The 24,595-nt window shown below is 36.0% G+C and carries 24 protein-coding genes; 8 read left to right on the top strand and 16 right to left on the bottom strand.

Annotated features, from left to right (window positions below; translation table 11 throughout):
• Window positions 1-11: 11 nt before the first annotated feature.
• The 7 genes from EL260_RS24520 to EL260_RS24490 all read left to right on the top strand — a co-directional run bounded on the left by EL260_RS24520 (window position 12) and on the right by EL260_RS24490 (window position 8,287).
• On the top strand, window positions 12-1,532 hold the full coding sequence (locus EL260_RS24520; protein ID WP_185145930.1) for an HAL/PAL/TAL family ammonia-lyase: 1,521 nt from the start codon (window positions 12-14) through the stop codon (window positions 1,530-1,532).
• 74 nt (window positions 1,533-1,606) lie between these two features.
• Window positions 1,607-2,338 (top strand): 3-oxoacyl-ACP reductase FabG, encoded by a 732-nt coding sequence (gene fabG / locus EL260_RS24515; protein ID WP_123858129.1) that lies wholly within the window; start codon window positions 1,607-1,609, stop codon window positions 2,336-2,338.
• Between the two features lie 107 nt (window positions 2,339-2,445).
• A complete protein-coding gene (locus EL260_RS24510; RefSeq protein ID WP_123858128.1) occupies window positions 2,446-3,666 on the top strand; it encodes a beta-ketoacyl-[acyl-carrier-protein] synthase family protein in 1,221 nt (406 codons plus the stop codon).
• 4 nt (window positions 3,667-3,670) lie between these two features.
• Window positions 3,671-3,925 (top strand): acyl carrier protein, encoded by a 255-nt coding sequence (locus EL260_RS24505; RefSeq protein ID WP_123858127.1) that lies wholly within the window; start codon window positions 3,671-3,673, stop codon window positions 3,923-3,925.
• Window positions 3,926-4,030: 105 nt separating this feature from the next.
• Window positions 4,031-4,915, top strand: coding sequence for an LpxL/LpxP family acyltransferase (locus tag EL260_RS24500; RefSeq protein WP_123858126.1), 885 nt, complete (start codon window positions 4,031-4,033; stop codon window positions 4,913-4,915).
• A 151-nt stretch (window positions 4,916-5,066) separates the two neighbouring features.
• Window positions 5,067-6,584 (top strand): phytoene desaturase family protein, encoded by a 1,518-nt coding sequence (locus EL260_RS24495; protein ID WP_123858125.1) that lies wholly within the window; start codon window positions 5,067-5,069, stop codon window positions 6,582-6,584.
• A gap of 11 nt (window positions 6,585-6,595) precedes the next feature.
• A complete protein-coding gene (locus EL260_RS24490) occupies window positions 6,596-8,287 on the top strand; it encodes a C45 family autoproteolytic acyltransferase/hydolase (RefSeq protein WP_123858124.1) in 1,692 nt (563 codons plus the stop codon).
• 32 nt (window positions 8,288-8,319) lie between these two features.
• On the opposite strand, the gene EL260_RS24485 is transcribed toward EL260_RS24490, so the two are convergent.
• The 16 genes from EL260_RS24485 to EL260_RS24410 form a co-directional block, all read right to left on the bottom strand.
• Window positions 8,320-9,492, bottom strand: a complete 1,173-nt coding sequence (locus EL260_RS24485; RefSeq protein WP_123858123.1) for a DUF2062 domain-containing protein — start codon at window positions 9,490-9,492, stop codon at window positions 8,320-8,322.
• A gap of 4 nt (window positions 9,493-9,496) precedes the next feature.
• On the bottom strand, window positions 9,497-9,973 hold the full coding sequence (locus EL260_RS24480) for a hypothetical protein (protein WP_123858122.1): 477 nt from the start codon (window positions 9,971-9,973) through the stop codon (window positions 9,497-9,499).
• Entirely contained in the window at window positions 9,970-10,350 is a 381-nt protein-coding gene (locus EL260_RS24475; protein ID WP_123858121.1) for a 3-hydroxyacyl-ACP dehydratase, read from the bottom strand. Before EL260_RS24475 ends, EL260_RS24480 begins: the two co-directional genes overlap by 4 nt.
• Window positions 10,351-10,427: 77 nt before the next feature.
• Entirely contained in the window at window positions 10,428-11,063 is a 636-nt protein-coding gene (locus EL260_RS24470) for a hypothetical protein (protein WP_123858120.1), read from the bottom strand.
• Window positions 11,029-11,655, bottom strand: a complete 627-nt coding sequence (locus EL260_RS24465; RefSeq protein ID WP_123858119.1) for a LolA family protein — start codon at window positions 11,653-11,655, stop codon at window positions 11,029-11,031. Before EL260_RS24465 ends, EL260_RS24470 begins: the two co-directional genes overlap by 35 nt.
• Window positions 11,648-12,403 (bottom strand): polysaccharide deacetylase family protein, encoded by a 756-nt coding sequence (locus tag EL260_RS24460; protein WP_123858118.1) that lies wholly within the window; start codon window positions 12,401-12,403, stop codon window positions 11,648-11,650. The genes EL260_RS24465 and EL260_RS24460 overlap by 8 nt, the downstream gene beginning before the upstream one ends.
• Window positions 12,404-12,553: 150 nt before the next feature.
• On the bottom strand, window positions 12,554-13,615 hold the full coding sequence (locus EL260_RS24455) for a beta-ketoacyl synthase N-terminal-like domain-containing protein (protein WP_123858117.1): 1,062 nt from the start codon (window positions 13,613-13,615) through the stop codon (window positions 12,554-12,556).
• Window positions 13,612-14,811 (bottom strand): beta-ketoacyl-[acyl-carrier-protein] synthase family protein, encoded by a 1,200-nt coding sequence (locus EL260_RS24450; RefSeq protein ID WP_123858116.1) that lies wholly within the window; start codon window positions 14,809-14,811, stop codon window positions 13,612-13,614. Before EL260_RS24450 ends, EL260_RS24455 begins: the two co-directional genes overlap by 4 nt.
• Window positions 14,812-14,895: 84 nt before the next feature.
• Window positions 14,896-15,153, bottom strand: coding sequence for a phosphopantetheine-binding protein (locus EL260_RS24445; protein ID WP_034692439.1), 258 nt, complete (start codon window positions 15,151-15,153; stop codon window positions 14,896-14,898).
• 87 nt (window positions 15,154-15,240) lie between these two features.
• On the bottom strand, window positions 15,241-15,780 hold the full coding sequence (locus EL260_RS24440; RefSeq protein WP_123860616.1) for a 3-oxoacyl-ACP synthase: 540 nt from the start codon (window positions 15,778-15,780) through the stop codon (window positions 15,241-15,243).
• Window positions 15,781-15,790: 10 nt separating this feature from the next.
• Complete coding sequence (locus EL260_RS24435) at window positions 15,791-16,933, bottom strand: beta-ketoacyl synthase N-terminal-like domain-containing protein (protein WP_123858115.1); 1,143 nt, start codon at window positions 16,931-16,933, stop codon at window positions 15,791-15,793.
• A complete protein-coding gene (locus tag EL260_RS24430) occupies window positions 16,930-17,358 on the bottom strand; it encodes an acyl-CoA thioesterase (RefSeq protein WP_123858114.1) in 429 nt (142 codons plus the stop codon). Before EL260_RS24430 ends, EL260_RS24435 begins: the two co-directional genes overlap by 4 nt.
• 67 nt (window positions 17,359-17,425) lie before the next feature.
• Window positions 17,426-18,694: an ABC transporter permease gene (locus EL260_RS24425; RefSeq protein WP_123858113.1), complete on the bottom strand. Its 1,269-nt coding sequence runs from the start codon at window positions 18,692-18,694 to the stop codon at window positions 17,426-17,428.
• On the bottom strand, window positions 18,681-19,439 hold the full coding sequence (locus tag EL260_RS24420) for an ABC transporter ATP-binding protein (RefSeq protein WP_123858112.1): 759 nt from the start codon (window positions 19,437-19,439) through the stop codon (window positions 18,681-18,683). The genes EL260_RS24425 and EL260_RS24420 overlap by 14 nt, the downstream gene beginning before the upstream one ends.
• 1 nt (window position 19,440) lies before the next feature.
• Entirely contained in the window at window positions 19,441-20,436 is a 996-nt protein-coding gene (locus EL260_RS24415) for a BtrH N-terminal domain-containing protein (RefSeq protein ID WP_123858111.1), read from the bottom strand.
• A gap of 52 nt (window positions 20,437-20,488) precedes the next feature.
• Window positions 20,489-20,893: a hypothetical protein gene (locus EL260_RS24410; protein WP_123858110.1), complete on the bottom strand. Its 405-nt coding sequence runs from the start codon at window positions 20,891-20,893 to the stop codon at window positions 20,489-20,491.
• 421 nt (window positions 20,894-21,314) lie between these two features.
• Here EL260_RS24410 and EL260_RS24405 point away from each other — a divergent pair, with 421 nt between their 5' ends.
• Window positions 21,315-24,227 (top strand): M16 family metallopeptidase, encoded by a 2,913-nt coding sequence (locus EL260_RS24405; RefSeq protein ID WP_123858109.1) that lies wholly within the window; start codon window positions 21,315-21,317, stop codon window positions 24,225-24,227.
• The last annotated feature ends 368 nt before the right edge of the window (window positions 24,228-24,595 follow it).

The raw sequence follows: 24,595 nt of genomic DNA, 5'->3' as shown, positions 1-24,595 counted from the left end.
ACTTTTAATTGATGAAAATAAATAACTTTTTAGAACTGAAAGACTTTCAAAAAATTATCATTGAAAATGAAAAAATAGAACTGGATGAATCACTTTTGTCAAGAGTGAATGCAAGTTTTCAGTTTTTAAAGGAATTTTCAAAAAATAAAGTAATATACGGAGTGAATACCGGTTTTGGGCCAATGGCACAATTCAAGATCAGTGATGAGGATACTCACCAGCTTCAGTATAACCTGATAAGAAGCCACTCTTCCGGAATCGGAAATCCTTTGCCTGCCCAGGAAGTAAAAGCTTGTATGCTGGCCAGAATGAATACTTTATCATTAGGAAATTCAGGAGTGCATGAATCTGTTATTTATCTTCTTCAGGAATTGATCAACAGAGATATTACCCCCTTAATTTTTGAACATGGAGGAGTAGGAGCAAGTGGAGACCTTGTTCAACTGGCTCATCTTGCTTTGGTGCTGATAGGGGAAGGAGAAGTTTTCTATAAAGGAGAAAGAAAACTGACCAAAGAGGTTTTTGAAATCGAAGATCTGAAACCAATTCAGGTGGAGATCCGTGAAGGGCTTGCCTTGATGAACGGAACTTCCGTAATGTCAGGAATTGGTATTGTAAATGCTTATAAAGCGAATCAGCTGACAGATATTTCCATTAAGCTTTCCTGTGCCATCAATGAAATTGTTCAGGCTTATGACGATCATTTTTCAGAAACCTTAAATGGTACAAAAAGACACTACGGTCAGCAAAAAGTTGCCGAGAGAATGCGTGCGCATCTTGCTGATAGTAAACTGATCAGAAAAAGAGCAGACCATTTATATACCCACTTTGAAGAACAGGAAAAAGTATTCAAAGAAAAAGTTCAGGAATATTATTCTTTAAGATGTGTTCCTCAGATTTTAGGTCCGGTATTAGATACATTGGAGTATACAGAGAAGGTTCTTGAAAATGAAATAAACTCTGCGAATGATAACCCGATCATTAATGTTGAAGATCAACATGTTTACCACGGTGGAAATTTCCACGGAGATTATATCTCTTTGGAAATGGACAAGCTGAAAATTGTAGTAACAAAGCTTACCATGCTTGCAGAAAGACAGTTAAACTATCTTTTAAATGCGAAAATCAACGAAATTTTGCCACCTTTTGTAAATTTAGGTAAATTAGGGTTCAATTTCGGCATGCAGGGAGTACAGTTTACAGCGACTTCCACTACAGCAGAAAATCAAATGTTGTCTAATCCTATGTATGTTCACAGTATTCCGAATAATAATGACAATCAGGATATCGTAAGCATGGGAACCAACGCTGCCGTGATCTGTAGAAAGGTGATAGAAAATGCTTTTGAAGTATTGGCTATTGAAGCAATTACCATTGTTCAGGCTATTGAATATCTTGGTTTTCAGAATGAAGTTTCATCGTCTACAAAAGAGTTGTATGATGCGATCAGAAAAATAATTCCTGCTTTCTCAGATGATATGGTGATGTATCCGTATCTGGAGGAAGTAAAGAAATATTTAAAGACAATGTAACTATTAGGAGTAGTCAATTGTCTTTTAAAAAACAAGGTAACTTAAAAAAACTAAAACAAAATAAACACTAACGCATGAAATGTGCAATTGTAACAGGAGGCTCCAGAGGAATCGGGAGGGCGATCTGTATAAAACTGGCTGAAGAGAAGAATTACCATATACTCATTAACTACACTTCCAATGAAGCTGCAGCAAAAGAAACTTTGGCTAAAGTAGAAGAATTGGGAGCTACAGGGGAAATCCTTAAATTTGATGTAGGAAATACTGAAGAAGTACAACAGGTATTAACAGCCTGGCAGGACAATAATCCTGAAGCACTGGTAGAGGTTATCGTTAATAATGCCGGAATTACAAGAGACGGTTTGTTTATGTGGATGCAGAAAGAAGACTGGAGTAGTGTGATCAATACAAGCTTAGACGGGTTTTTCAATGTTACTAATTTCTTTATTCAAAAGCTGCTTCGTAACAAATATGGAAGGATCATCAATATGGTTTCTGTGTCCGGAGTAAAAGGAGCGGCTGGTCAAACCAATTATTCAGCAGCTAAAGGGGCATTGGTAGGAGCTACAAAAGCTCTTGCTCAGGAGGTTGCCAAAAGAAATATTACAGTAAATGCAGTAGCTCCTGGTTTTATTAAAACAGATATGACCCAAGAATTCAATGAAGATGAATTGAAGGCCATGATTCCTGCCAACAGATTTGGAGAAGCAGAAGAGGTTGCAGATCTTGTAGTATTTTTAGCATCCAGGAAATCTTCATACATTACAGGAGAAGTGATTAATATTAACGGCGGAATTTACTCGTAAATAATCTAACAATATACCAATGTACCAGTGTATTAATGTTTATTGAAGTTCAATAAGAATATTGTTACATGGCTAGACTGATACATTGTTAAATTCAATATATACAAATGGAAAATAGGGTTGTAATTACCGGAATGGGAATTTATTCCTGCATCGGGACGTCTTTAGAAGAGGTCAGGGAATCCCTATATCAAGGAAAATCTGGTATTGTCTTAGATCAGGATAGAAAAGAATTCGGTTTCAGGTCAGGGCTTACAGGAACAGTTCCGAAACCTGATTTAAAGAATCTCCTGAACAGACGCCAGCGTGTAAGCATGGGTGAAGAAAGTGAATATGCTTATCTTGCTACCCTTGATGCCTTGAAGCAGGCTAATCTTGATGAAACTTTTTTAGATACCCATGAAGTTGGGATCTTGTACGGCAATGACAGTGTTTCCAAGGCAGTAGTAGAATCTATAGACATTGCAAGGGAAAAGAAAGATACTACATTGATGGGATCGGGAGCGATCTTTAAATCAATGAATTCTACAGTAACGATGAACCTTTCTACTATTTTTAAACTGAAAGGGATTAATCTTACTATCAGTGCAGCCTGTGCAAGTGGCTCGCATTCTTTAGGGCTTGCTTACATGATGATTAAGAATGGCTTTCAGGATATGATTATTTGTGGTGGTGCTCAGGAAACCAACAAATACTCTATGGCGAGTTTTGATGGATTAGGAGTTTTCTCAGCAAGAGAAGACGAACCTACAAAAGCTTCAAGGCCTTTTGATGCCGATAGAGATGGCTTAATTCCAAGTGGGGGAGCTGCCTCATTAATCGTTGAAAGTCTTGAATCTGCCCAAAGAAGAGGAGCTCCTATCATTGCTGAAATAATAGGATATGGTTTTTCATCCAATGGAGGACATATTTCAACTCCAAATGTTGACGGACCGGCTTTAGCGATGGATAGAGCTTTGAAACAATCCGGATTGAAAGCTTCAGACATCGATTATATTAACGCTCATGCCACTTCTACTCCAATTGGTGACGCTAATGAAGCGAAAGCCATCTATGAGATTTTTGGAAGCGAAGTTCCTGTAAGCTCTACGAAATCCATGACGGGACACGAGTGCTGGATGGCTGGTGCGAGTGAAGTTATTTATTCAATTCTGATGATGCAGAATGATTTTGTAGCCCCGAATATAAATCTGGAAAACCCTGATAATGAGGCTAAAAAGATAAATTTAGTCTCCAAAACAAAAAATCAAAAAATTGATGTATTTTTGTCGAATTCTTTTGGGTTCGGGGGAACCAATTCTGCATTAATAGTTAAAAAATTTGATTAAAAACATGGAAAGGGAAAAAATTGTTGCTATTGTTAATGATTTTCTTGTTAACGAATTTGAAGTTGACGGAGATGAAATCAGTAATGATGCCAACCTTAAAAATACACTGGGACTAGACAGTTTAGATTATATTGACATGGTCGTAGTGATTGAATCCAATTTCGGAGTGAAATTAGGAGAAGCAGACTTCAAGAAAATGGTAACATTTGATGATTTCTATACAACGATTGAAAATAAGATCGTTGCAAAAAACGCATAGTTATTAAATAATCTATATTCCTTACAATGTACCAATGTAATAATAGAAGAGGATACTCAGAGATATTGTTACATTGGTACTCTTTTATATTAGCAAACTGTATGTATGAACAAGTGGAAAGGTAAATCTAAAGGGACGGTGCTGGGCTACAGGATATTCGTCTGGTGTATTAGAAATATCGGAATCAGAAGTTCATATCTCGTATTGTACCTTGTGGCTGCTTATTACGTTCTGTTTCAGAAAAAAAGCAACCAATATATTCTGTATTATTTCCAAAAAAGACTGAATTTCAGCTATTGGAAGGCTAAGCGCTCTATTTTTAAAAGCTATTTCACCTTCGGACAGGTTCTGATCGATAAAACAGCTATTTCCGCAGGTTTGAGAGATAAATATACCTATGAATTTGACGGTATTGAAAACCTGAGAAATCTTTTGGCTGCTAAGAAAGGTGGAGTACTTATCAGTGCTCACATCGGAAACTTTGAAGTGGCAGAGCATTTCTTTGCAGATATAGACTTTGACTGTCAGATTAATCTGGTCACTACAGATCAGGAGGTCACTGTTATCAAGGAATATCTGGAGAGCGTTTCCGTAAAAAAGAGCAATATCAAATTCATTTATGTCAAAGAAGATATGTCGCATATCTTTGAAATTAACCAGGCTTTGTCCAATAATGAACTGATCTGTTTTACAGGTGACCGTTACTTTGAAGGATCAAAATTTCTGGAAGCCGATTTATTAGGAAAAAGTGCCAAATTTCCGGCCGGTCCATTCCTCATTGCGTCCCGTTTAGGAGTACCTGTGGTATATGTTTATGTGATGAAAGAAAACAACCTTCATTACCATTTGTATGCACGAGTAGCACAGAATATCAAGAACCGGGATTCTCAAGGGCTTTTACAGTCTTACGTTCAGAATCTTGAAACCATGCTTAAAAAATATCCGCTTCAATGGTTTAATTATTTTGATTTTTGGGATGATGTTGATTAATTTTTCTATTTTTATTCCCTAAAAACTAATAAAAACTCAAAAATATTAAGGAAGTGAAATTCAAAAATGATATTGTTCAAATAGGATTTTCCTGTACAATAATCATAAAATAATATCCAAATTTCTTAATTTAAAAAAAGCACATCCTCCTTTGAAAAAAGAATATGACATACTTGTAATCGGCAGCGGATTGGGAGGTCTTGTTTCAGCTCTTGTTTTAGCGAAAGAAGGCCTGAAGGTTTGTGTTCTGGAGAAAAATAATCAGTATGGCGGAAATCTGCAGACTTTTTCAAGGGACAAACTTATTTTTGATACCGGAGTTCATTATTTAGGTGGTCTTTCAAAAGGGCAGAATCTGAACCGTTTTTTCTCCTATCTGGAAATTATGGATGAGCTGGAGCTTCAGAAGATGGATGAAGATGGCTATGATAGAATTTCATTCGGAGATGATGCTGTTGAATATCCTCATGCCCAGGGTTATCAAAACTTTGTAGAACAATTATCTGTCTATTTTCCTGAAGAAAAAGAAAACCTTGAAAATTATTGTGAGGAGATTCAGTATGTATGCAGTCAGTTTCCAAGATATCAGGTAGTAGGAAAAGATAATTATAATGAAGAGATTCTGCATTTAAATACCAAAAGGTTTATAGAATCTGTAACCCAGAATAAAAGACTTCAGGCAGTTTTATTAGGATCTAATTTCCTGTATGCCGGAGATTCGGAAAATGTTCCTTTTTATGTGCATGCTTTGACGGTGAATTCTTACATACAAAGTGCCTATAAATGTGTAAGAGGAGGGAGTCAGATATCCAGATTGCTCATTCGAAAACTTCGTCAGTATGGAGCTGAAGTTCACAAACATTCAGAAGTTTCTGAATTTATTTTTAATGAAAATAATACACTGACTTCTGTAAAGACAAAGACAGGGAAAGAATATGCCGCAAAGAAGTTTATTTCCAATATTGAAATTCGTTCTGCCATTAAGCTGATTGGAGAAGAAAGACTGAAAAAATCTTTTCTGAACAGGGTTTTAAGTTGGCAGCCGGTTTCGTCCTGTTTCAGTGTTTATCTCGTTTTAAAACCTCACTGTTTGCCCAATTTTAATTATAATATCTATCATTATTCCTCAGAAGAACAGGTCTGGAATGCCTACCGTTACCATAAAGAAGCCTGGCCGGAGACCTATATGCTTTCATCTACACCATCAAAGCAGTATCCTGAGTTTGCAGAAAGTCTTACGGCAATTTCTTATATGGATTTTGATGAGGTTAAACAATGGGAAAATACAGTCAATACCGTAGCTGATGAACATGAAAGAGGAGAACAGTATGAAAAGTTCAAACTTGAAAAAACTGAAAAAATGATTGACGCTCTGGAAAATAAGATTCCTGGTTTAAAACATGCTATTCAGCGGATATATACCTCTACTCCTTTATCTTATCGTGATTATATTGGAAGCTTTGAGGGAAATATGTATGGTTATATGAAAAATTCGGATAACCCGCTTAAAACCATGGTTTCTCCCCGTACAAAAATTGATAATCTGTTTCTGACAGGCCAATCTGTGAATATGCACGGAATTTTGGGAGTAACCATTGGTGCATTCAATACCTGTGCTGAAATTCTGGGAAAAGAAACGATTGACAGTCGCTTGCATTCAATGACTTAATTAAGACAATCGTGAAAAAAACTAATATCCAACATCTGTCATATAAAAGGCCTCTTATCTCCTTCCTTTTTTTCTTTCTCCTGAGCTCTTGTGGAGTATCAAAATCTATTCATCACCTTCCTGATGTCAAACAATATGCATTGGAAATTCCGAAGGTTACCAGGATCAATGACAGTACCTTTAGCTATAATCAAAATGTTCTCACCAAAAATAAACAACAGCTTTGGGAGCTTTATATTAAAGGAAACCCTTTGCAATTAGGATATAACAACGGAGCGTTAACTCAGGATCTGATGCAGAAACAGGAGGAAATTTTCTTCTCCAAAGTAGAAGGCTTTGTTCCTTCAAAATTTAAGCAGAAACTTTTAAATATCTTCTTAAAGTGGTACAATCGTAAAATGTATCTCAATGTAAGAGAAGATTATCAGGCAGAATTGTATGGGTTGTCACAATATTCATCTGATCGGTATGATTTTATTGCACCAAGATATCTGAGAAATCTGTATTTGCATGGAGCTCATGATATTGGGCATGCGATGCAGGATCTTGCGATGGTAGGTTGTACTTCTCTGGCGGTCTGGAACGAGAATACGGAAGATGGGAATATGCTGATCGGAAGAAACTTCGATTTTTACGTAGGAGACGAGTTTGCCCAAAATAAGTTGGTTGAATTTGTAGAACCGGAAGACGGATTTCCTTATATGTCAGTAAGTTGGCCGGGAATGATCGGTGTGGTTTCCGGAATGAATAAAGAAGGAATCACCGTAACGATCAATGCCGGAAAATCAAGAATTCCTCTGACGGCAAAAACTCCCATTTCTCTGGTAACAAGAGAGATTCTACAATATGCTAAAAATATAGATGAAGCGATTGCTATTGCTAAAAAAAGACATGTATTTGTTTCAGAATCCATCTTAGTAGGAAGTGCTCATGATAAAAATGCAGTAATTATTGAAGTCTCACCGAAAAACTTCGGAGTATATAGAGTTCAAAATACAAGTAAAGTGCTTTGCACCAATCATTTTCAGTCTGACGCTTATAAACATGATGTAAAAAATCAAAAACAAATTGAAGAGAGCCACTCGGCGTACCGTTATGAAAAATTACAGGAACTTTTACAGGAAGAAAAAAAATTAAATCCGGAGAAAATAGCTTCTATTTTAAGGAATCGCTCTGGTTTAAAAGATAAAAGTATTGGTTATGGAAATGAAAAAGCATTAAACCAATTATTGGCACATCATGCGGTTATATTTTCACCTGAAAAGAAACTGGCTTGGGTATCATCCAATCCCTATCAGTTGGGCGAATTTGTTTGCTATGATCTCAATGAAATATTTTCAGGTAAAACATTACAGGCCAATAACTTTTCAAAGTCACAATTGAATATCCCTCGCGATTCCTTTGCAGACTCTGAAGAATTTGAGAATTACGAAATATCTAGAATGCTGAGCAAGGAAATCAATGATGCTACAGAAAATAAGGATATTGCATTAACAGATGATGCCATTCCTTATTATGAATCTTTAAATCCTGACTTCTGGAAAGTCTATTTTTTGAGTGGAAAATACTATTATTATAAAAAAGAATATCTAAAAGCCAAATTAGAGTTTGAAAAGGCTCTTACCAAAGAAATAACGACTGTTCCGGATCAGAAAATGATTGAAAAATATCTTAATAAAACCAATAAAAAAATCAGTAAATAGCCCCGGAATATTTTCGGGTTTTTTCTTTTAAGCTAATTATTCTCGGGATTCAGTTTATTCAGGAAAAGAAAAGTACTTATTCCGGCGATAGCAGATAGTGTGGTGCTCAGGATAAAGCTTCCAATCACATATTGAAGCAAATTATTTTTAATCAAATCAAAATTAAGATCCTGGCTAAGGAAATTGCTGTCTCCATCAACAAACGGAGCACCCAGAAATAAAGAGGCGGCAATAATAAAAGGAATAAAGGGCGGAAGGCTCACATTTGAAGCTACAAATGCCAGCACTTTATTCAGTTTAAAAAGTACAGATAAGCTGATCACAAGTAAAGTCTGAAATCCCCAGAAAGGAGAAAGTCCGATAAAAACTCCAAGTGCAATGGAAAAAGCTTTGGTACGGTTAGTTCCGTCGCTTTCCAGTACATCTTCTTTTATGAACCTTTTAAAGCTTTTTTTTTTGAAATTATTTACGAAGTTCCTCGGAATAATGTAGAATAGGGTGATGGTTACCAAAATAGTATTCAGAATACTGATTCTGGTAAAATCTTTAAACGGTCTGAAGTGAGAAACACGTTCTGCAGGATCATATAAGACTTTTATCGGAACATTTTTTACCGGAACATGTCTCCAGGCGGTTCTTACAATGATCTCAATTTCAAATTCAAACTTAGGGGTAAAATATTTTTTTGGAATTTTATGCAAAGGATAGAACCTATACCCGGATTGCGTGTCTTCCAGTTTAATTCCGGTTTCAAACCAAAACCAGAAGTTAGAAAACCTATTTCCGAAACTGCTTTTCTTTGGAATGCCGTCCTGAGACATATTTCTGTTTCCAATCAAAATAACCTCTTCATCTTCCTGAAGAAGAGCCTCTACAAATACAGGAATATCATCCGGATAATGCTGCCCATCAGAATCTATAGTGATGGCATGGTTATAACCTAATTCTTTTGCCTCTCTGAAGCCTGTTTTAAGCCCGTTTCCCTTTCCTTTGTTCTCAGGTAAGGAGATTATTGTGATCTGAGGATATTGGCTCAGAATCTGAGGGGTAGAATCGGTAGAACCGTCATTCACGACAATAATACTTTCGGTGTAATCCAGAACACCGTCAATGACCCTTTTCAGGGTCTTTTCATTATTGTAGGTAGGTATTAAAACGCAGATTTTCCTTTCAGAAATTGCATTCTGTACTTCAGCAAGGGACATGTTTTTATTTTAAAGTGGCTCTTTCCGCCTCGGTCATGGTTTTAGACTGCATTGCAAACCTTTTGATATAGTTTTTTAAAGCGGTATTCTGCTTATTGTAATTATTCAAAAGAAATGCTTTGTCATCTTTTAAGCTTCCTCTGTATCCTACAATTTTAGGAATGTTTTCCTGAACGCTTAATCTGATCAGACGAAGTTCTGCATTATTGGGATTGCTTTTGATGACTCCTTCAAGGTTGGTAGCTCCTGTCTTTACAAGAGCTTTTCTATTTCCTTTAGAGACTTTGGCTTCCATAATTTTGGCTGCCGCTTTATAGCCTAAAGTTACCGGATCAGAACCGGATTGTTTTTCTGCAATTTCAATAAAACTGGATGTATTAGTGCTGGAATCATTGGCCTTGGCATAGCTGTTTCTCAGTGCTTCAAGATCAGACTGAAAGAAAAATAAAAATGCCGCTACAAAGGATAAAATAAGTTTCATGACATTAATTTTTTATAGCTTACAGACAATTTCAATGCAATAGTCTCGCCAAAAGAGGTTACATTTTTTACTTTAACATCTTCATCATCTTCCGTAATATCCAGCTGAAGTTTCAGATCAGGAGTTTCAAAAGGATTAATGATCGCCATAAACTTTACATTGGAGGCTGTTTTTAAAAATAATTTTGAACCTGTAAATTCTTCGGTCAGTTCTTTAATGATCTGCATCATACAAACTCCCGGAGTTACAGGGTTTCCTGGAAAATGTCCCTTAAAAATATCATGATCCTTATTTAAATGGATATGAGCGACAAAACTTCCGTTGTCTGCCTTTTCGTATGATGTAAGCGTATAAAAATCTGTAAGAATGGTTTGCATGATCTTATTTTTTAAGATTAAATGTATGATAAAACTCCAGGTTGGAAAACAAGGTTAATCTGTTTTGCCGTTGGAAATCATTCTGTTTCGGTTATTTGAAATAGTTTTATATTGATCTTAAAATCCTTATGTTGTAAGTTTAAGCTGTCTGCGAAGATATGCTTTTTTGCATCAAAAGTAAAATCGATTTTTTCCCGATTATTTTTTGTGTAAATGATCTGTTTCAGCAAATTATTTTCTTTGTTGAAGAACAGATAATAGCTTTTATTATTAATCTTAGAGAGAAAGATTTTAGTATTTTCATTTTCAAAACTTTCATTCACCGGATATTGTCTCTTTAACAGCTGTTGGAAATCATTTTTCAAGAAATTAATGACAATTTTCTTATCCAGATCAGGAAGTACATAATTGAGTTTAAAATCGTTATCTGAGATTTCAAAATCAATCAGTTTATTCCCAAAATCCGAAGTTAGGGCAACACGATGTGTTGTTTCATTCAATTTTTTGACAATTAGAATACCACTTACATGATTTTTATAAACATCCATCTGACATTTGTAGACATAATCTTCAGCTGACGAAAAGTAAAGATTTTCAACAGTTTTTTCCGTTGATGGGACCGGTTTTATATCAGTAAGCTTATAAGTCTTACAAGAAATAACCGATATCAGAATCAGGCTATAAAGTAAATTCTGACGCAGGAATCGAAGCATTGATTTTGGTATTTTTAAAAACAATATTAGTAGTATCCCCGGACGCTTCGGTCATATTCACTTGGGAAACCGTAGACTGGTTTTTAGGGAAATAAAGTTCAATCTGCTTAATATATTTGAGCAACTGAGAAGTCTTCGGAACAAACTTCGCTACATTGTAATTCCCGTTTTTGAAATACGTTACTGTAAATTCCGGATCATTGAACATGGTTCCGTTTGAACTGCCAACAATCAGTTTGTTGATCTTTTCAAAAGTTTTACTCTTAGCATCTACAGATGATTTTTTCCCCTGATCATTGATGTAGATCTTATTGCTTTTAAAAACAATGCTGTACTGATAAGGCTTGGTGTATTTCCAGCTTAGCATATTGGGCGTCTGTAGAGACATTTTTCCGTAAGTAACAATGCTTTTATCCAGAAAATCCATTTTTTTAGTCTGGGTAAAATCACTCTGCAAAGTTTTAATTTCCTTGGTGTCTGCTGAAACTTTCGATACGAATGCTTTAGCCTCTGCTCCTGACATTGCCGTGTTTTGAGCAAAAAAGAAACCAGAAATTAATAAAAATGCTCCAAAAGCAATATTTTTAATCATTTTTTCTTGAATTTGTAATGGAATCAACGGTAAAGGTTGAATACTTTTTATCCGCCAAAAATACTAATAAATCTGTCAGCACACGATACGTTTTTTCTGAGGTGTCGTGAAGGAGAATAATGCTTCCTTTTCTAAGACCTTTAGTTATTCTTTTATAGATTTTCTTTTCATCATCAGTAATGGTGTCCAGAGAACGGACGTTCCAGCCGATGCTGATTTTATGAGTTCGTTGTATCGCTTTGGCAATGCTCGGATTGGTAACTCCGAAAGGAGGCCTGTATAAATCTGTTCGCAGGTTCCCAATATTTCTCATAACTTCATCACAGTTTTCAATCTCTGCAGTCATTTTTGAAGTCGATAAAAAGCCGGTTGAATTGGAATGGGATAAAGTATGATTTCCAATGGCATGTCCTTCATTAATAATTCTCTGAAATGTTTCAGGATATTTTTCAATCTGTTTTCCGATACAGAAAAAAGTTGCCTTTATTTCATGTTCTTTAAGTAAGTCTAAAAACTTAGGAGTGAATTCAGTAGGACCATCATCAAAAGTGAGGGCAACTTCCTTAATTTTTGTTCTTTTATGAGTAATACTGTTGACAAAATATCCCAGTTCAATAGCAAAGGATCCCCAAACCACTACGGCAGAAAAGGCTAGGAAACATGCAATATACACCCAAAAACTTCCCTGAAACGCATAGATAAAAACGTTACAGAAGAGATAAAATAGGATGAATGAATAATGTTTCATGATGTACTATTTTTGAGTTCGTGATTGACGATTCCTAACTACATTCAGGATGTTACCTATAGCCACGAAAGGAATCCGAAATACAAAAGTATAGATTCTTCCTTCGTCAGAATGACAGAACAACAATTATGTTGTAGGGTAGTATCTTAATTATGCTCTTTCCAGCAATACCAAACTATGATCGCTACCTGCGAGATGATTGTAAAGAAGTACATTTTTCACTTCTTCTTTTCTCTCTGAGTTAATCATCATTATTTCCGGAATTTGCTGCTTTTTAAGGATATGACAAGCCATAAACGTAGAAAAACCACTCGCCGTATTGAATTCCCCACTCAGGTGTTTGTAATACAATAAGGCAGAATTTGGAAACAAGTCCATAGCTTTTGTGTAATAAAGATCAGAGTCTGCATCACCACTGAACCCTAAAATTACAGCATCAATATCTTGTGCTGAAAGATGATTCTTTGTTAAAAAATCCTGTATAAAAACTGTTGTCTCTTGCAGTTCCACTCTATTACTGATTTTAATATCAGTCAGTTTTGCATAGGAATTTTCTGTTTTATCTTTTCCAATAACAAAGAAGCTTGCTCCTTCCCCCCAGATAACACCATGGGTAGTAGAATGCAGATAATCCACAGGAAAATCTGATTCTTTTTTAATTGTATTATTCAGACAGTAAAGTTCCATTGTTCTGTCAGTTTGCTCATCAGTAGATCCAACCAGAACATTTTCAGCTTCACCGTCATTGATCTGAAGTTGTGCATCCAAAAATGAAAACTCCAGTGATGAAGAGGTGTTAACGTAGGTAAAGTTGTAGGCATGGCATCGTAATCCCAGTGCAATCTGACCTGCCACGGTATTATGAGTGGATTGGATAAAAAATGTAGGGGTTAAAAACTCCTCATGATTATCAATTACGTTTTTCAGAAACTTTTCAGAATCCTGTGAACATCCCATGCCGGTTCCTACAATAATAGCATCAGGTTGTTCAATTCCGGCTTCTTTTAAAGCGTAATGTGATGCTACAGAGCTCATTTTTACCGTTTTGGACATTCTCCTGATCATAGCTGGAGGAATGAACTCTTTGTAATTAGGTTCTATGGCTTTAACCAGCTTCACCGAATTTTCCGGCTTAAGATTCTGAAGAATATTTTCATTTAAAGTGTCCTGAACTGAGATACAGGATGCACTGTTAATGTATACTGCACTCATGATTTCGAGAAAATTAAGGTTGAACAGTTTCCACCAAATCCAAATGAATTGGAAAGAACATGATGGATATTTTTCCCCTTCAGTTCAGTAATCGGTATCAGATTAAATTCTTCCATTTTCGTTTTGAAATTCAGGTTCGGGAAGATTACACTGTGCTGCATTGCTAAAATTGAAAATACAGCTTCAATTCCGGCAGCGGCAGCTAATGTATGTCCTGTAAATGCTTTTGTAGAGCTGAATTCAGGGACATTATCTTCTCCAAATATTCTGATCATGGCAATTCCTTCAGATAAATCATTATTAGGAGTTGCTGTTCCATGAACGTTGATATAATCGATGTCTTCTTTTTTCAAGCCTGAAATTTTTAAAGCTTGTTGCATTGCTAAGAATGCGCCTTGTCCGTTTTCTGAAGATGCGGTCTGGTGATGAGCATCATTAGCGTTTCCATATCCGGAAAGATAAGCAAGTACCTGTTTGCTTTCCTTTTTAACAACTTCTTCGGATTCAAGGACTAAGAAAGCGGCTGCTTCACCAAGGTTTAACCCTTTTCTGTCATTGTCGAAAGGAGTATTGTAAGAATCTGTAAGGATCATTAGGGTATTAAAACCGTTTAATGTAAACTTTGAAAGGGAATCTGTTCCCCCAACGATAACACGATCCAAGACTCCGTTTTTAATAAGTTTGGCTCCCATCATAATGGCATTGGCTGCAGATGAACAAGCTGTACTTATGGTAGAAACCATGCCTTTTATTCCTAAATGATCGGCAATAGCCAATGAGGAATTTCCGGCATCATGAGCGTCAATGTATTTTTGCTTTTCAGGAAAGTCTTCGTAAGAATAGAAGTATTTTTCGGTAATATCCATTCCTCCGACACTGGTGGAGGAGATCAGTCCGGTTCTGTAACCGTTGATGTCTGAGATTCCGGCACTTTCTACAGCTTCTTGTGCAGCAACCATTCCTAATAAAGAAGTTCTTGTTATGTTGTTATCTTCACTAAGCTGAAGTTTCTGTACAAGTTCCTCATTAGATAATTTTATTTCACCAGTTTTAATAGCTCCGGCATGACGGGTTTCAAACATCTGAATATCTGAAATACCATGTTTTCCGGATTGTAATGAAATAAAATTTTCCTCCACATTGTTTCCGATGGAGGAAATGATGCCCATTCCTGTTATGGCAATTTTTTGACTCATTCTATTAAATAATGTAACAATGTATCAATGTAACAGTTTATCAATTATTACTACATTGATACACCGTTAAACTATTATATCAATTTATTTTGTCCTGTTGTCTTCGATGAATTTAGCCATGGTATCGATAGATTGGAAAATTTCCTTTCCTTTTTTAGGATCGGCTAATTTTATTCCGTAATCTTTGTCAAGAAGAACGATTAATTCCAAAGCATCAATAGAATCTAATCCTAATCCACCTCCGAATAAAGGATCTGTATCTTTGATTTCCTCTACAGAAACGTCTTCAAGGTTAAGAACTTCGATAATTTTGTGCTTCAATTCAGTTTTTAAGTTTTCCATAATTTAATTAATTTACCAATGTATCATTGTAACAGTTTACCAATATCTAAAATTGTTACATTTCTACATTGTTATATTGTTACATTTTTACAAGGTTAGCAAATATACAAAAGCTTTGTAATTTTCCTGAAATAATTCAACCCAGCCACATAATACTTTATCTGCTTTTCCGGATTGAAGGATTTGTTCGCTATAATCGGTTAAAAATTTTTCATCAAATTCATCCAAAACAAAAAAGGCATTTTCAGTCTGCATTTTGTGTTTAATACTGATTTCCCCTACACAGATGTTAGGCAGGGTATAAACAAAGACTGCCGGACTGGGAAAGTAGTTTTCCCGGGAATTGATACTTTCCTGATACTTGAAATCAGTATCCAGACTCGATGATTTGTTAGCAAAAACCAGCGCTGTTCTGCTGTGATCTTCCTTTTTTAAAATCATTTCGGCAGCTAGAAAGGCCAATTTACTCAAATGATCCATTTTGTGAAATTTCGGATAGCTGAGTTCTAAAGTTTTATAGGCTTCTTTAGCAAATTCCGGGAATGTATTATTTTCAGTTTCAAAAATAAGGTTTCCACCAACGGTTATTTTTGAATGTTCTATAGTGCAGCTGCTTATTTTCTTCATCATATTCATTTTAGCATTTTTCCAAAACAATCGCCGCATTACAGCCTCCAAAGCCAGAAGCTGTTTTCAAAATATATTTAATCGTTGCAGTCTGATTTTCTCTGATAATATTCAACGGTTGAGAGACTCCCATTTCTTCAAAATTTTTAGAGGGGATCAAGGTATTTTGAAGAGCACTTTCCATAGAAATAATGCTTTCCAGAAGACCGGAAGCACCCAGGCAGTGCCCATAATAGCCCTTCATACTGTTTAAAGGAACGTTTTGAAGATTCATTCTTCCGAAGGCGATACTTTCCATTTCGTCGTTGTATAATGTTGCTGTTCCATGAGCAGATATAAAATCAATTTGTTCTGCAGAGACATTCGCTTCTATCATTGCATTTCGGATACTTCCGTATAGACCATCTCCCGTTCTGGAAGGTCCGGAAATGTGGTTGGCATCATTGATGGCTGAATCCCCCAATACTTTAAAACTGAATTTTTCATTCTCGGAAGATTCTGCAGTGATATAAACTGCTGCTGCCGCTTCCCCAATATTGATTCCGTTACGGTTTTTATCATAAGGTTTGCAAGGTTCTGAACCAATAGCCTGAAATGAATTGAAGCCGGAAATTACAAATTCTGTGATTTCATCCCCTGCAATTACAAAAGCATCTTTATATTTCCCTGCCTGAATCATATTCTTAGCTACGGCAATAGCCATTACGCCAGAAACACAAGCATTGGAAACAACAATAGGTTGGGTTTTAAAACCGAAAAAGTCCGCAATCTTTTGTGCTAATTGTGATAGATAAACGCCTTCAGGTAATTCAGTTTGATTTTTTAATAAGCTTATATTTCCTTTTGTTGTAGAAAGAATAAGAGCGGTGTATTCAGTTATATTATGCTTTTCAACAAGTGGTTTCATGCTTAGTAGGAGCATTTTTTCCAGCCTTGTAAATTCCTGATGGCTATTTTGATCGAAAATTCTACCAAATTCTTTATTCAGTTTTTCAGAATTGATCCCGGAGGCATAAAAAGCATCCTGACTTTCTATAATTTTATGTAAAGCAACTCCAGATTCTCCGGCTAAAAGTGCCCTCCAGTTAGAATCTACATTAAAACCAAGGGGAGTGACGCAATTGTAGTCTGTGATATAAGTTTCTTTCTTCATGATAGTCCCATTTTATCTTTCCAAGCTTGAAAAAATTCCGGGTTGTACAGACATAAACTTCCGTTGCTGTCCAAAAACACCTGAATGGTTTCTCCACTGCATACCAATTTGTCTTCCTGATTGAAAAGCTCATATTTATAAATAAGCTTGGCAGAAACAGAATTAACAAAAGTGGTTACAATTCTGAAGGTTTCTCCATATTTTAAAGGCAGAAAATGTTCGCAGGTGCTTTTTACAATAGGCGTTACATATCCCGCATTCTGAATATCAAGGTAGGTAAGGCCATGCTGGCGTCCGAAGGCTTCTCTTCCATCTTCAAAATAAACGATGTAATGACCATGCCAGACAATTCCCAGCGGGTCTGTCTCGTTGAATCGTACTCTTACTTCTTCAGTACAGGTTAATATATTTTCGTTAGACTGCATGCTTTTCTTCCTGAGTGTTGTTTTTATGGATGTCAGAAACTTCCTGACAATATTAGTAATAAATAGATTAAATATTATGAAGCTTCCTTTCGTAAAAAATAGAAATGGATACGGTGACAAGATAAAATAAAAATAAGAATACAAGCTCTTTGGCAATCCCGCCGATTCCACTGTTTCTTAAAATAATATCATAATATGCGTTCAATCCCCAGTTCATAGGAGAGAACTTGGCTACAGTTTGCATAAATTCAGGCATTAAAAATACCGGAACCCAGATTCCTCCAATTGCGGCTAATACTACCACAGATGTAGCTCCAAAAGGCGCTGATTGTTCCTGAGTGTCTGCAATGGTTCCCAGCAATACTCCAAATCCAATAGCTGCAAGTCCTGCAAATAAGGTTACCGTGACAAGCTGGAACATTTTTCCGGATACATCAAACGCCGGAAGATCCATATAGGGGAAAAGATAGATCCCTACAGCCACCATCAGTAAGAACTGAATAAGACAGATAATAAGATAGGTAAATGTCTTTCCTAAGATATGAACGAAGTAAGGAGTAGGGCTTATTCTCGCTCTTACGCTTGTTCCCTGGCTTTTTTCTTTTACAAGATTAATGGATAAAGGGACTACAATGAAAAAGATGGCAAAAAGCGTCCAGGCAGGGACATTGTGCTGAACAGAATTCGGTATAACGTCCATTTCTCCTTTTTTCGGAGTGATTTCTTTGAAACTGATGAGGTTTTTATTTTCCTCAAGATTTTCCGTTGTTCCTAACTGATCCTGGAAAGCTTTATAGATTTTTTTATTCTCGATCTCAAAAACCATTTTGTTCACTGAGTTCATCACTGAGTTTTTGAATCCTGCATTGGTCGCCGGGTCAAAATACAAATGAATCTCTTTGGTTTTCGGAGTTTCTATTTTCGTTTTTGCAGAATCACCTTCCAATCCAAATGAACTTACAATCGCCTGAACTTTGGAATCGATATTGGAATTTAAATCTTTCGTAAGATCTTCAGGGATAACGATCGCCATCTGGTAGTCTCCAGAAAATACTGCATCCTGTGCTGATTTTTCATTGAAATTCGTTAGCAGCTGGAATGTTTTACTATTTTCCAGTTCGCCTTTTATATTTTTGGAAACCTCGGATTTATCATTATCAATGAAAATGATTGGAATCTTAGAACCTTCAAGGTTTTTAAAGGTAGAATCCTGAATCAGGGTAATGGTTACAATCAAAAGTAACGGCATGACGAAAATAATGACAATTCCTCCGATATCTCTTTTCAGGAGAAGAATTTCTTTAATAAAACTTCTCCACAGTTTATACAACAACATCTCTTAATTCTTTTCCGGTTAATGAAATGAAAACATCTTCAAGGTTTTCTGCATAGGCAATTTGTGAAACTAGTTCTTCAGGAGTTCCCACGGCATGAATTCTCCCTCGGTCAATAATAGCAATCTTGGTACAGAATTCTTCTGCTTCAGAAAGATGGTGGGAAGTATAGATGATGCATGTTCCGTTTTTATTCAGTTCTAAAAGGAAATCAATGATTACTTTTTTAGACTGTACATCTACTCCCACGGTAGGTTCATCTAAAAATAAAACTTTCGGATTGTGAAGAGTTCCGGCAATGAGGTTGCAACGGCGTTTCATTCCTCCAGAGAACTGTCCTACCTGTTTATTGGCAAATTTTGAAAGTCCCATAATTTCCAGGGAATCGTCAATGGCCTTGGTAAGTTGCTTATGTTTTAAACCATATAAACTTCCGAAGAACATTAAATTTTCTTTGGCTGTCAGGGTAGGATAAAGAGCATATTCCTGAGGAACAATTCCTGTGATCTGTCTGATCTTAAAACTGTCTTTTTGTGGAGACAGCCCGTTGATTGTGAATTGTCCTGAAGTAGGCTTAATTAATCCCGAAAGCATGGAAATCAAAGTGGTTTTCCCTGCTCCGTTGGGTCCAAGAATTCCATAGATCTCATTTTTGTCGATATTCAAAGAGATATCATTCACAGAAAATTCGTCGGAATTTTTGTATTTTTTATATAGATTTTTAATCTCAATCATATTCTCTGCCATATCAGATCGCTTTTCTCAGTTTTTTATAGAAAGCTTCTTCTAAATCTGCAATATGAAGCATTGTCTTCGATAATTCGTTGTAAATATTGCTTTTAGAGTTTCTATTTTTATACACTCTGGCGATATCTACCGCAAAATCTCTCCAAAGATCACCAATAGAAGTGATTTCTTTTGAAAGTTCTTTTAGTTCATCATTTTTAAGGATAACAGCTGCCTCCTGAAGGAATGCTCCATAAATAAACCTGAATCCGCCACCTCCTGTTCCGATTTCTTCCTGCATTCTGATCAATTGACCCAGATAATGATTGGTTACTTTTGTTCCTTTCTTTTCTGCCCATTTCGGGATACTTTTTGCCACCCATCTCATGGCTTTTACTCCAATCAATGGTACCGGAGCCAGCATATTTTTGCAGGTGTCTTTGATTCCTTTTTTTATAGCTTCTTCCAAATGAACATCTTCTGGGATATAAATAGGATAGTACATGTGTCCTTTTGGAGGAAGCGCTCCCTTAGCATATCTTACTTTTTCCAGTTCTGCTTCCGTAAGGGTTGTGGTGTAATCCATTACCGGATCACTGATAAGGAATTTTCCATCTTCTTTACCATATACAACAAGATTATGGGCATTAAAATGGAATTTATATTCTTCAGGGAAATAAGTAAGGTTAAAAACACCTACCTGAAGTCCTGTAGGTATATTTTGTTCTAAGTTTCTTTCTAATGCTTTTTGGGCATCCAGAGGATTGGAGAATTTTTCTCTTTTTATTTTAATTCCTAATCTTTTCGCTGCTTTACTGAAAATAGCACCCGGCATCGGACGATAGCTGAAGCCTGGAGCGAAATTCACCTTTAAAAAGGGAAGGTAGACAAAAAATAATCCTGAACCGATCCCGAAAATCATAGGTTCACTTAATTTTAGTCCTCTGTTAAGCAGTAGATTAGAAGCAACACCGTTTTCGCAATGTGCAGTCTGATGGTGTTCAAAGTTTAATTTCATTTGCAGTTTATATCTTTTTCATAGGTAAATAAAATGGAACGAATCACTTTATTTATTTCCCGTCGAAGTTTTTTAGTTCATGGACTGAAATTCCAAATGCATCGGCATATTTTTTCAGCGCAGTTTCACTTAGTGTTTTAAATACGTTGGGTTTAAAATGTCTTTTTACCCTCCATTGCCACATTCCTACATAAGAGGCCAGTACTCCTAAGTCCATTTTATTAAATTCCATAAAATAAACGATAGGGCTTACTGTATTATTGGCAACGTTTTGCTTTGCTTCTTCAATTCTTTCATAGATCAATTCCATAGATTCATCCAAAGCAGCCTTTTTTGCATCCCAGCCCGTACTGTTTGCGGTGGTATAATTATCATTTTCATCCGTTACATACAATACTTCTGTCATGTTGGCGGATTTCAGATTACTTTCGTCTTGAGGCAGGTTTTGTTTTTTCATCTGAATAATGTTTAATTTTTTTAGGTTCCGGATGAAATAGGATTCATCTGTTTTTGATTATTTTAATCAGGTGGCTAAAATAGTGAAAATACATAATATGAAAATTATACCTGATTTGATCATAAGATTGCTTTGAAATAAAGGCTGTATAAATTTTTGTTCAAAATTTAATGATAGAACTGATTGCCGTTTTTCTTCGTTTAATGAGGCGTGGAATCGTTTTGTAATCTCACATATTGAGAAAAATGTTTGTTTTTTTCTGTTTTTACGGTAAGGATGTTTAACTAATAGGATGTAATGAAATCTTAAGAAATACTGTTAATACTTATGAAGGATGTTTATAATTAGGTAAACTGTAACAAGTACCTCATATCATAAGACTAATGGATTAGAAATTTGAATATAAAATTAAATAACCACTATGAAGAAATTTTTTATTTCTGTTTCGCTTTTCTGCATGCTTAGTGCTATGGCTCAGAAATTCGATACTCAAAAACTAACAGATGCCCAGGGCTATACTTATGAAACCGTAAAGAACGACCAGGCAGGGGTAAGAGTATATACCCTAAAAAACGGATTAAAGGTTTATCTGGCAAAAAATGAAGATGCTCCGAGAATCCAGACTTATATTCCGGTAAGAACGGGATCCAATAATGATCCGAGTGATAATACGGGATTGGCTCACTACTTAGAGCATATGGTTTTCAAAGGAACTTCTCACTTGGGAACTCAGGATTGGGCAAAGGAAAAAGCTGTATTACAGCAGATCTCTGATCTTTATGAGCAGCATAAAGCGGAGAAGGATCCGGTAAAGAAAAAAGAACTTTACAAAAGAATTGATGAGGTATCTCAGGAAGCATCGAAATTTGCGATTGCCAATGAATATGATAAAGCCATTTCTTCTTTGGGAGCTACGGGAACGAATGCTCATACTTGGTTGGATGAAACGGTATATAAAAACAATATTCCATCTAACGAGCTTGAAAAATGGTTAAGAGTTGAAAAGGAACGTTTCTCAGAATTGGTACTTCGTCTTTTCCATACTGAATTGGAAGCAGTATATGAGGAATATAACAGAGCGCAGGATAATGATGGCCGTTTGGTAAACTATGCATTAATGGAAGCTCTTTTCCCAAAACACCCGAACGGACAGCAAACGACTATCGGTACTTCTGAACATTTGAAGAGTCCTTCTATGGTTGCAATTCACAAGTACTTCGATACGTATTATGTGCCTAATAACATGGCGGTTGTATTGGTTGGAGATCTTGATTTTGACAAAACTATAAAATTAGTTGACCAATATTTCGGTGCTTTCAAATACAAGGAGCTTCCGATGAAAAAGATGGTCACAGAGGAGCCAATGACTCAGATTGTTTCCAGAACTGTAAAAAGCCCATCTACACCAAGAATGACCATGGCATGGAGAACTGATTCTTATGGAAGCCAGGAGGCTAGACTGGCAGATGTTGTAGCTGAAATATTGAGCAATAGAGGAGATGCTGGTTTGATTGACCTTAACATCAATCAAAAGCAAAAAACTTTAGGGGCAGGAGCGTACGAATCTCCATTCAAAATGTATGGAACATTTGCGCTAGTAGTAACTCCTAAAGAAGGACAGAGTTTTGATGAAGCTAAGAAGTTATTATTAGATCAGCTTGATCTTGTTAAAAAAGGACAGTTCGCTGACTGGATGCTGAAAGCTATCGTCAATGACAAAAAAGTTCAGCGTATGAAAGGTTGGGAAACCGCTGATGGATTGGCTACTGAGCTTTATGATTCTTATATTAAAGGAAGAACGTGGGAACAGGAGTTAGATGAGATCAACCAGTATGAAAAGATCACTAAAGCTGATGTGGTGAAGTTTACAAATGATTTCTTTAAGGATAACTATGTAGTAGTTTACAAAGAAAAAGGAGTGAATGACAAGCTTGTTCGTGTTGAAAACCCAGGAATTACTCCTATTAAGCTGAACAGAGAGGCTCAATCACCTTTCCTTAAAGATATTTTAAATACTAAGGTTACTGAGATCAAACCAGAATTTATCGATTATAAGACAGCAATTCAGACCTCAAAGGTAAAAGATAAAACGGTAAGCTTTGTAAAGAATAAATACAATGAGATTGCCCAGGTAAGCTACGTTTTCCCTTTCGGAACAGATCATGATAAGGAACTTTCGTTAGCTGGAACTCTTTTCGAATACCTTGGAACAGATAAATATACTCCGGAGCAATTGAAGGAAGAGTTCTATAAGCTAGGAATCTCTTACAGTTTCAGAACCTCTAATGATCAAACTACTGTTACTTTATCAGGACTTGAAAGTAATATGAAGAAAGGAGTGGAGCTAATGAATCACTGGATGACCAACGTAAAAGCGGATAAAGCTATTTACAGCCAAACTGTAAAAACAATTCTTGAAGCCAGAGAGGTCGCTAAAAAGGATAAAGTAAGAATTATGGGTGCTCTTTCCAACTATGCAAAATATGGGAAAGACTCAAGAATGACGGATGTTATTTCTAAAGCCCGCCTTGAAAGTATTGATGCTGCAGAATTAATGAAAAAGGTAAAAACACTGAACCAATATCCTTATCAGGTATTGCTTTACGGGCAAGACCAGGCAGGTATGGAGAGTGCTGTAAAACCTTATATTACCAATGTAAGTCTGCAACCGGCAAAAGCTAAGGAATATGCAGAACCTGCCACAACAGGAAACGTATATTTCACCAATTATGACATGGTACAGATGGAAATGGCTAAAGTAGCGAAAGGAAGTTCTGTAAACCTGAGTAACTTCGGTAAAGCTAATGTTTTCAATGAGTATTTCGGAAGAGGATTATCTTCTATTGTTTTCCAGGAAATCAGAGAAAGTAAGTCTTTAGCTTATTCTGCATATGTTTCTTATGCCAATGCTTCAGAAAAAGGACATGCTAACTATATTACCAATTATATTGGAACGCAGTCTAACAAACTTCCTTTAGCTGTAAATGCAATGAGTGAGCTAATGGCTGAATTACCGCAAATCCCAACGCAGTTTGAAAATGCAAGAGGTTCAGCATTGAAGCAGATTGCCTCTAACAGAATCAACAGAACTAATATTTTCTTTAGCCAGTTAGCTTTGAAAAAATTAGGAGTTGATTATGACCTGAGAAAAGATACGTATGCTGAGATTCAAGGATTGACATTACCTCAGTTGACAGGATTCTACAATACAGAAGTGAAACCTGTACAATATAATACAGCAATTATCGGTAAGAAAGAAAACCTGAATATGGAATCTATCAATAAAATGGGACAATTCCAGGAGGTATCACTTGAAGAGATCTTCGGATACTAATATTTTAGTTTTAATAATAGGTAAAGTGGAGCAGAAATGTTCCACTTTTTTGTTTGAATAAGGGTATTTGTCTGATAGTGAATGTTCCACGGATTTGTAGAATGTTTCACGTGAAATATGACATTTTTTAAACACAAATGTCACCCATAACTCCACAAATAGTCACAATGATTTATGGTTTTTTTAAAGGATTCTATTTTTTAGTGCAATAGTTCGCAAAGGATCATTCATTATGGGGACTTTTGATCGTAAAGGCGTTTCACTCAGCAAGAGAAGCCTTTGATAAATTTATTGGGTTTTAATTCAATAGAGGTGGGCTTTAGCCAAAATCTAATTGTTTTATAGGTAACAACCCTCAATCAAAAATA

It is taken from the genome of Chryseobacterium nakagawai, assembly GCF_900637665.1.
Taxonomy (GTDB): domain Bacteria; phylum Bacteroidota; class Bacteroidia; order Flavobacteriales; family Weeksellaceae; genus Chryseobacterium; species Chryseobacterium nakagawai.
Note: the sequence above shows the minus strand (reverse complement) of the source record. Positions and strands in the feature narration are given on the sequence as shown.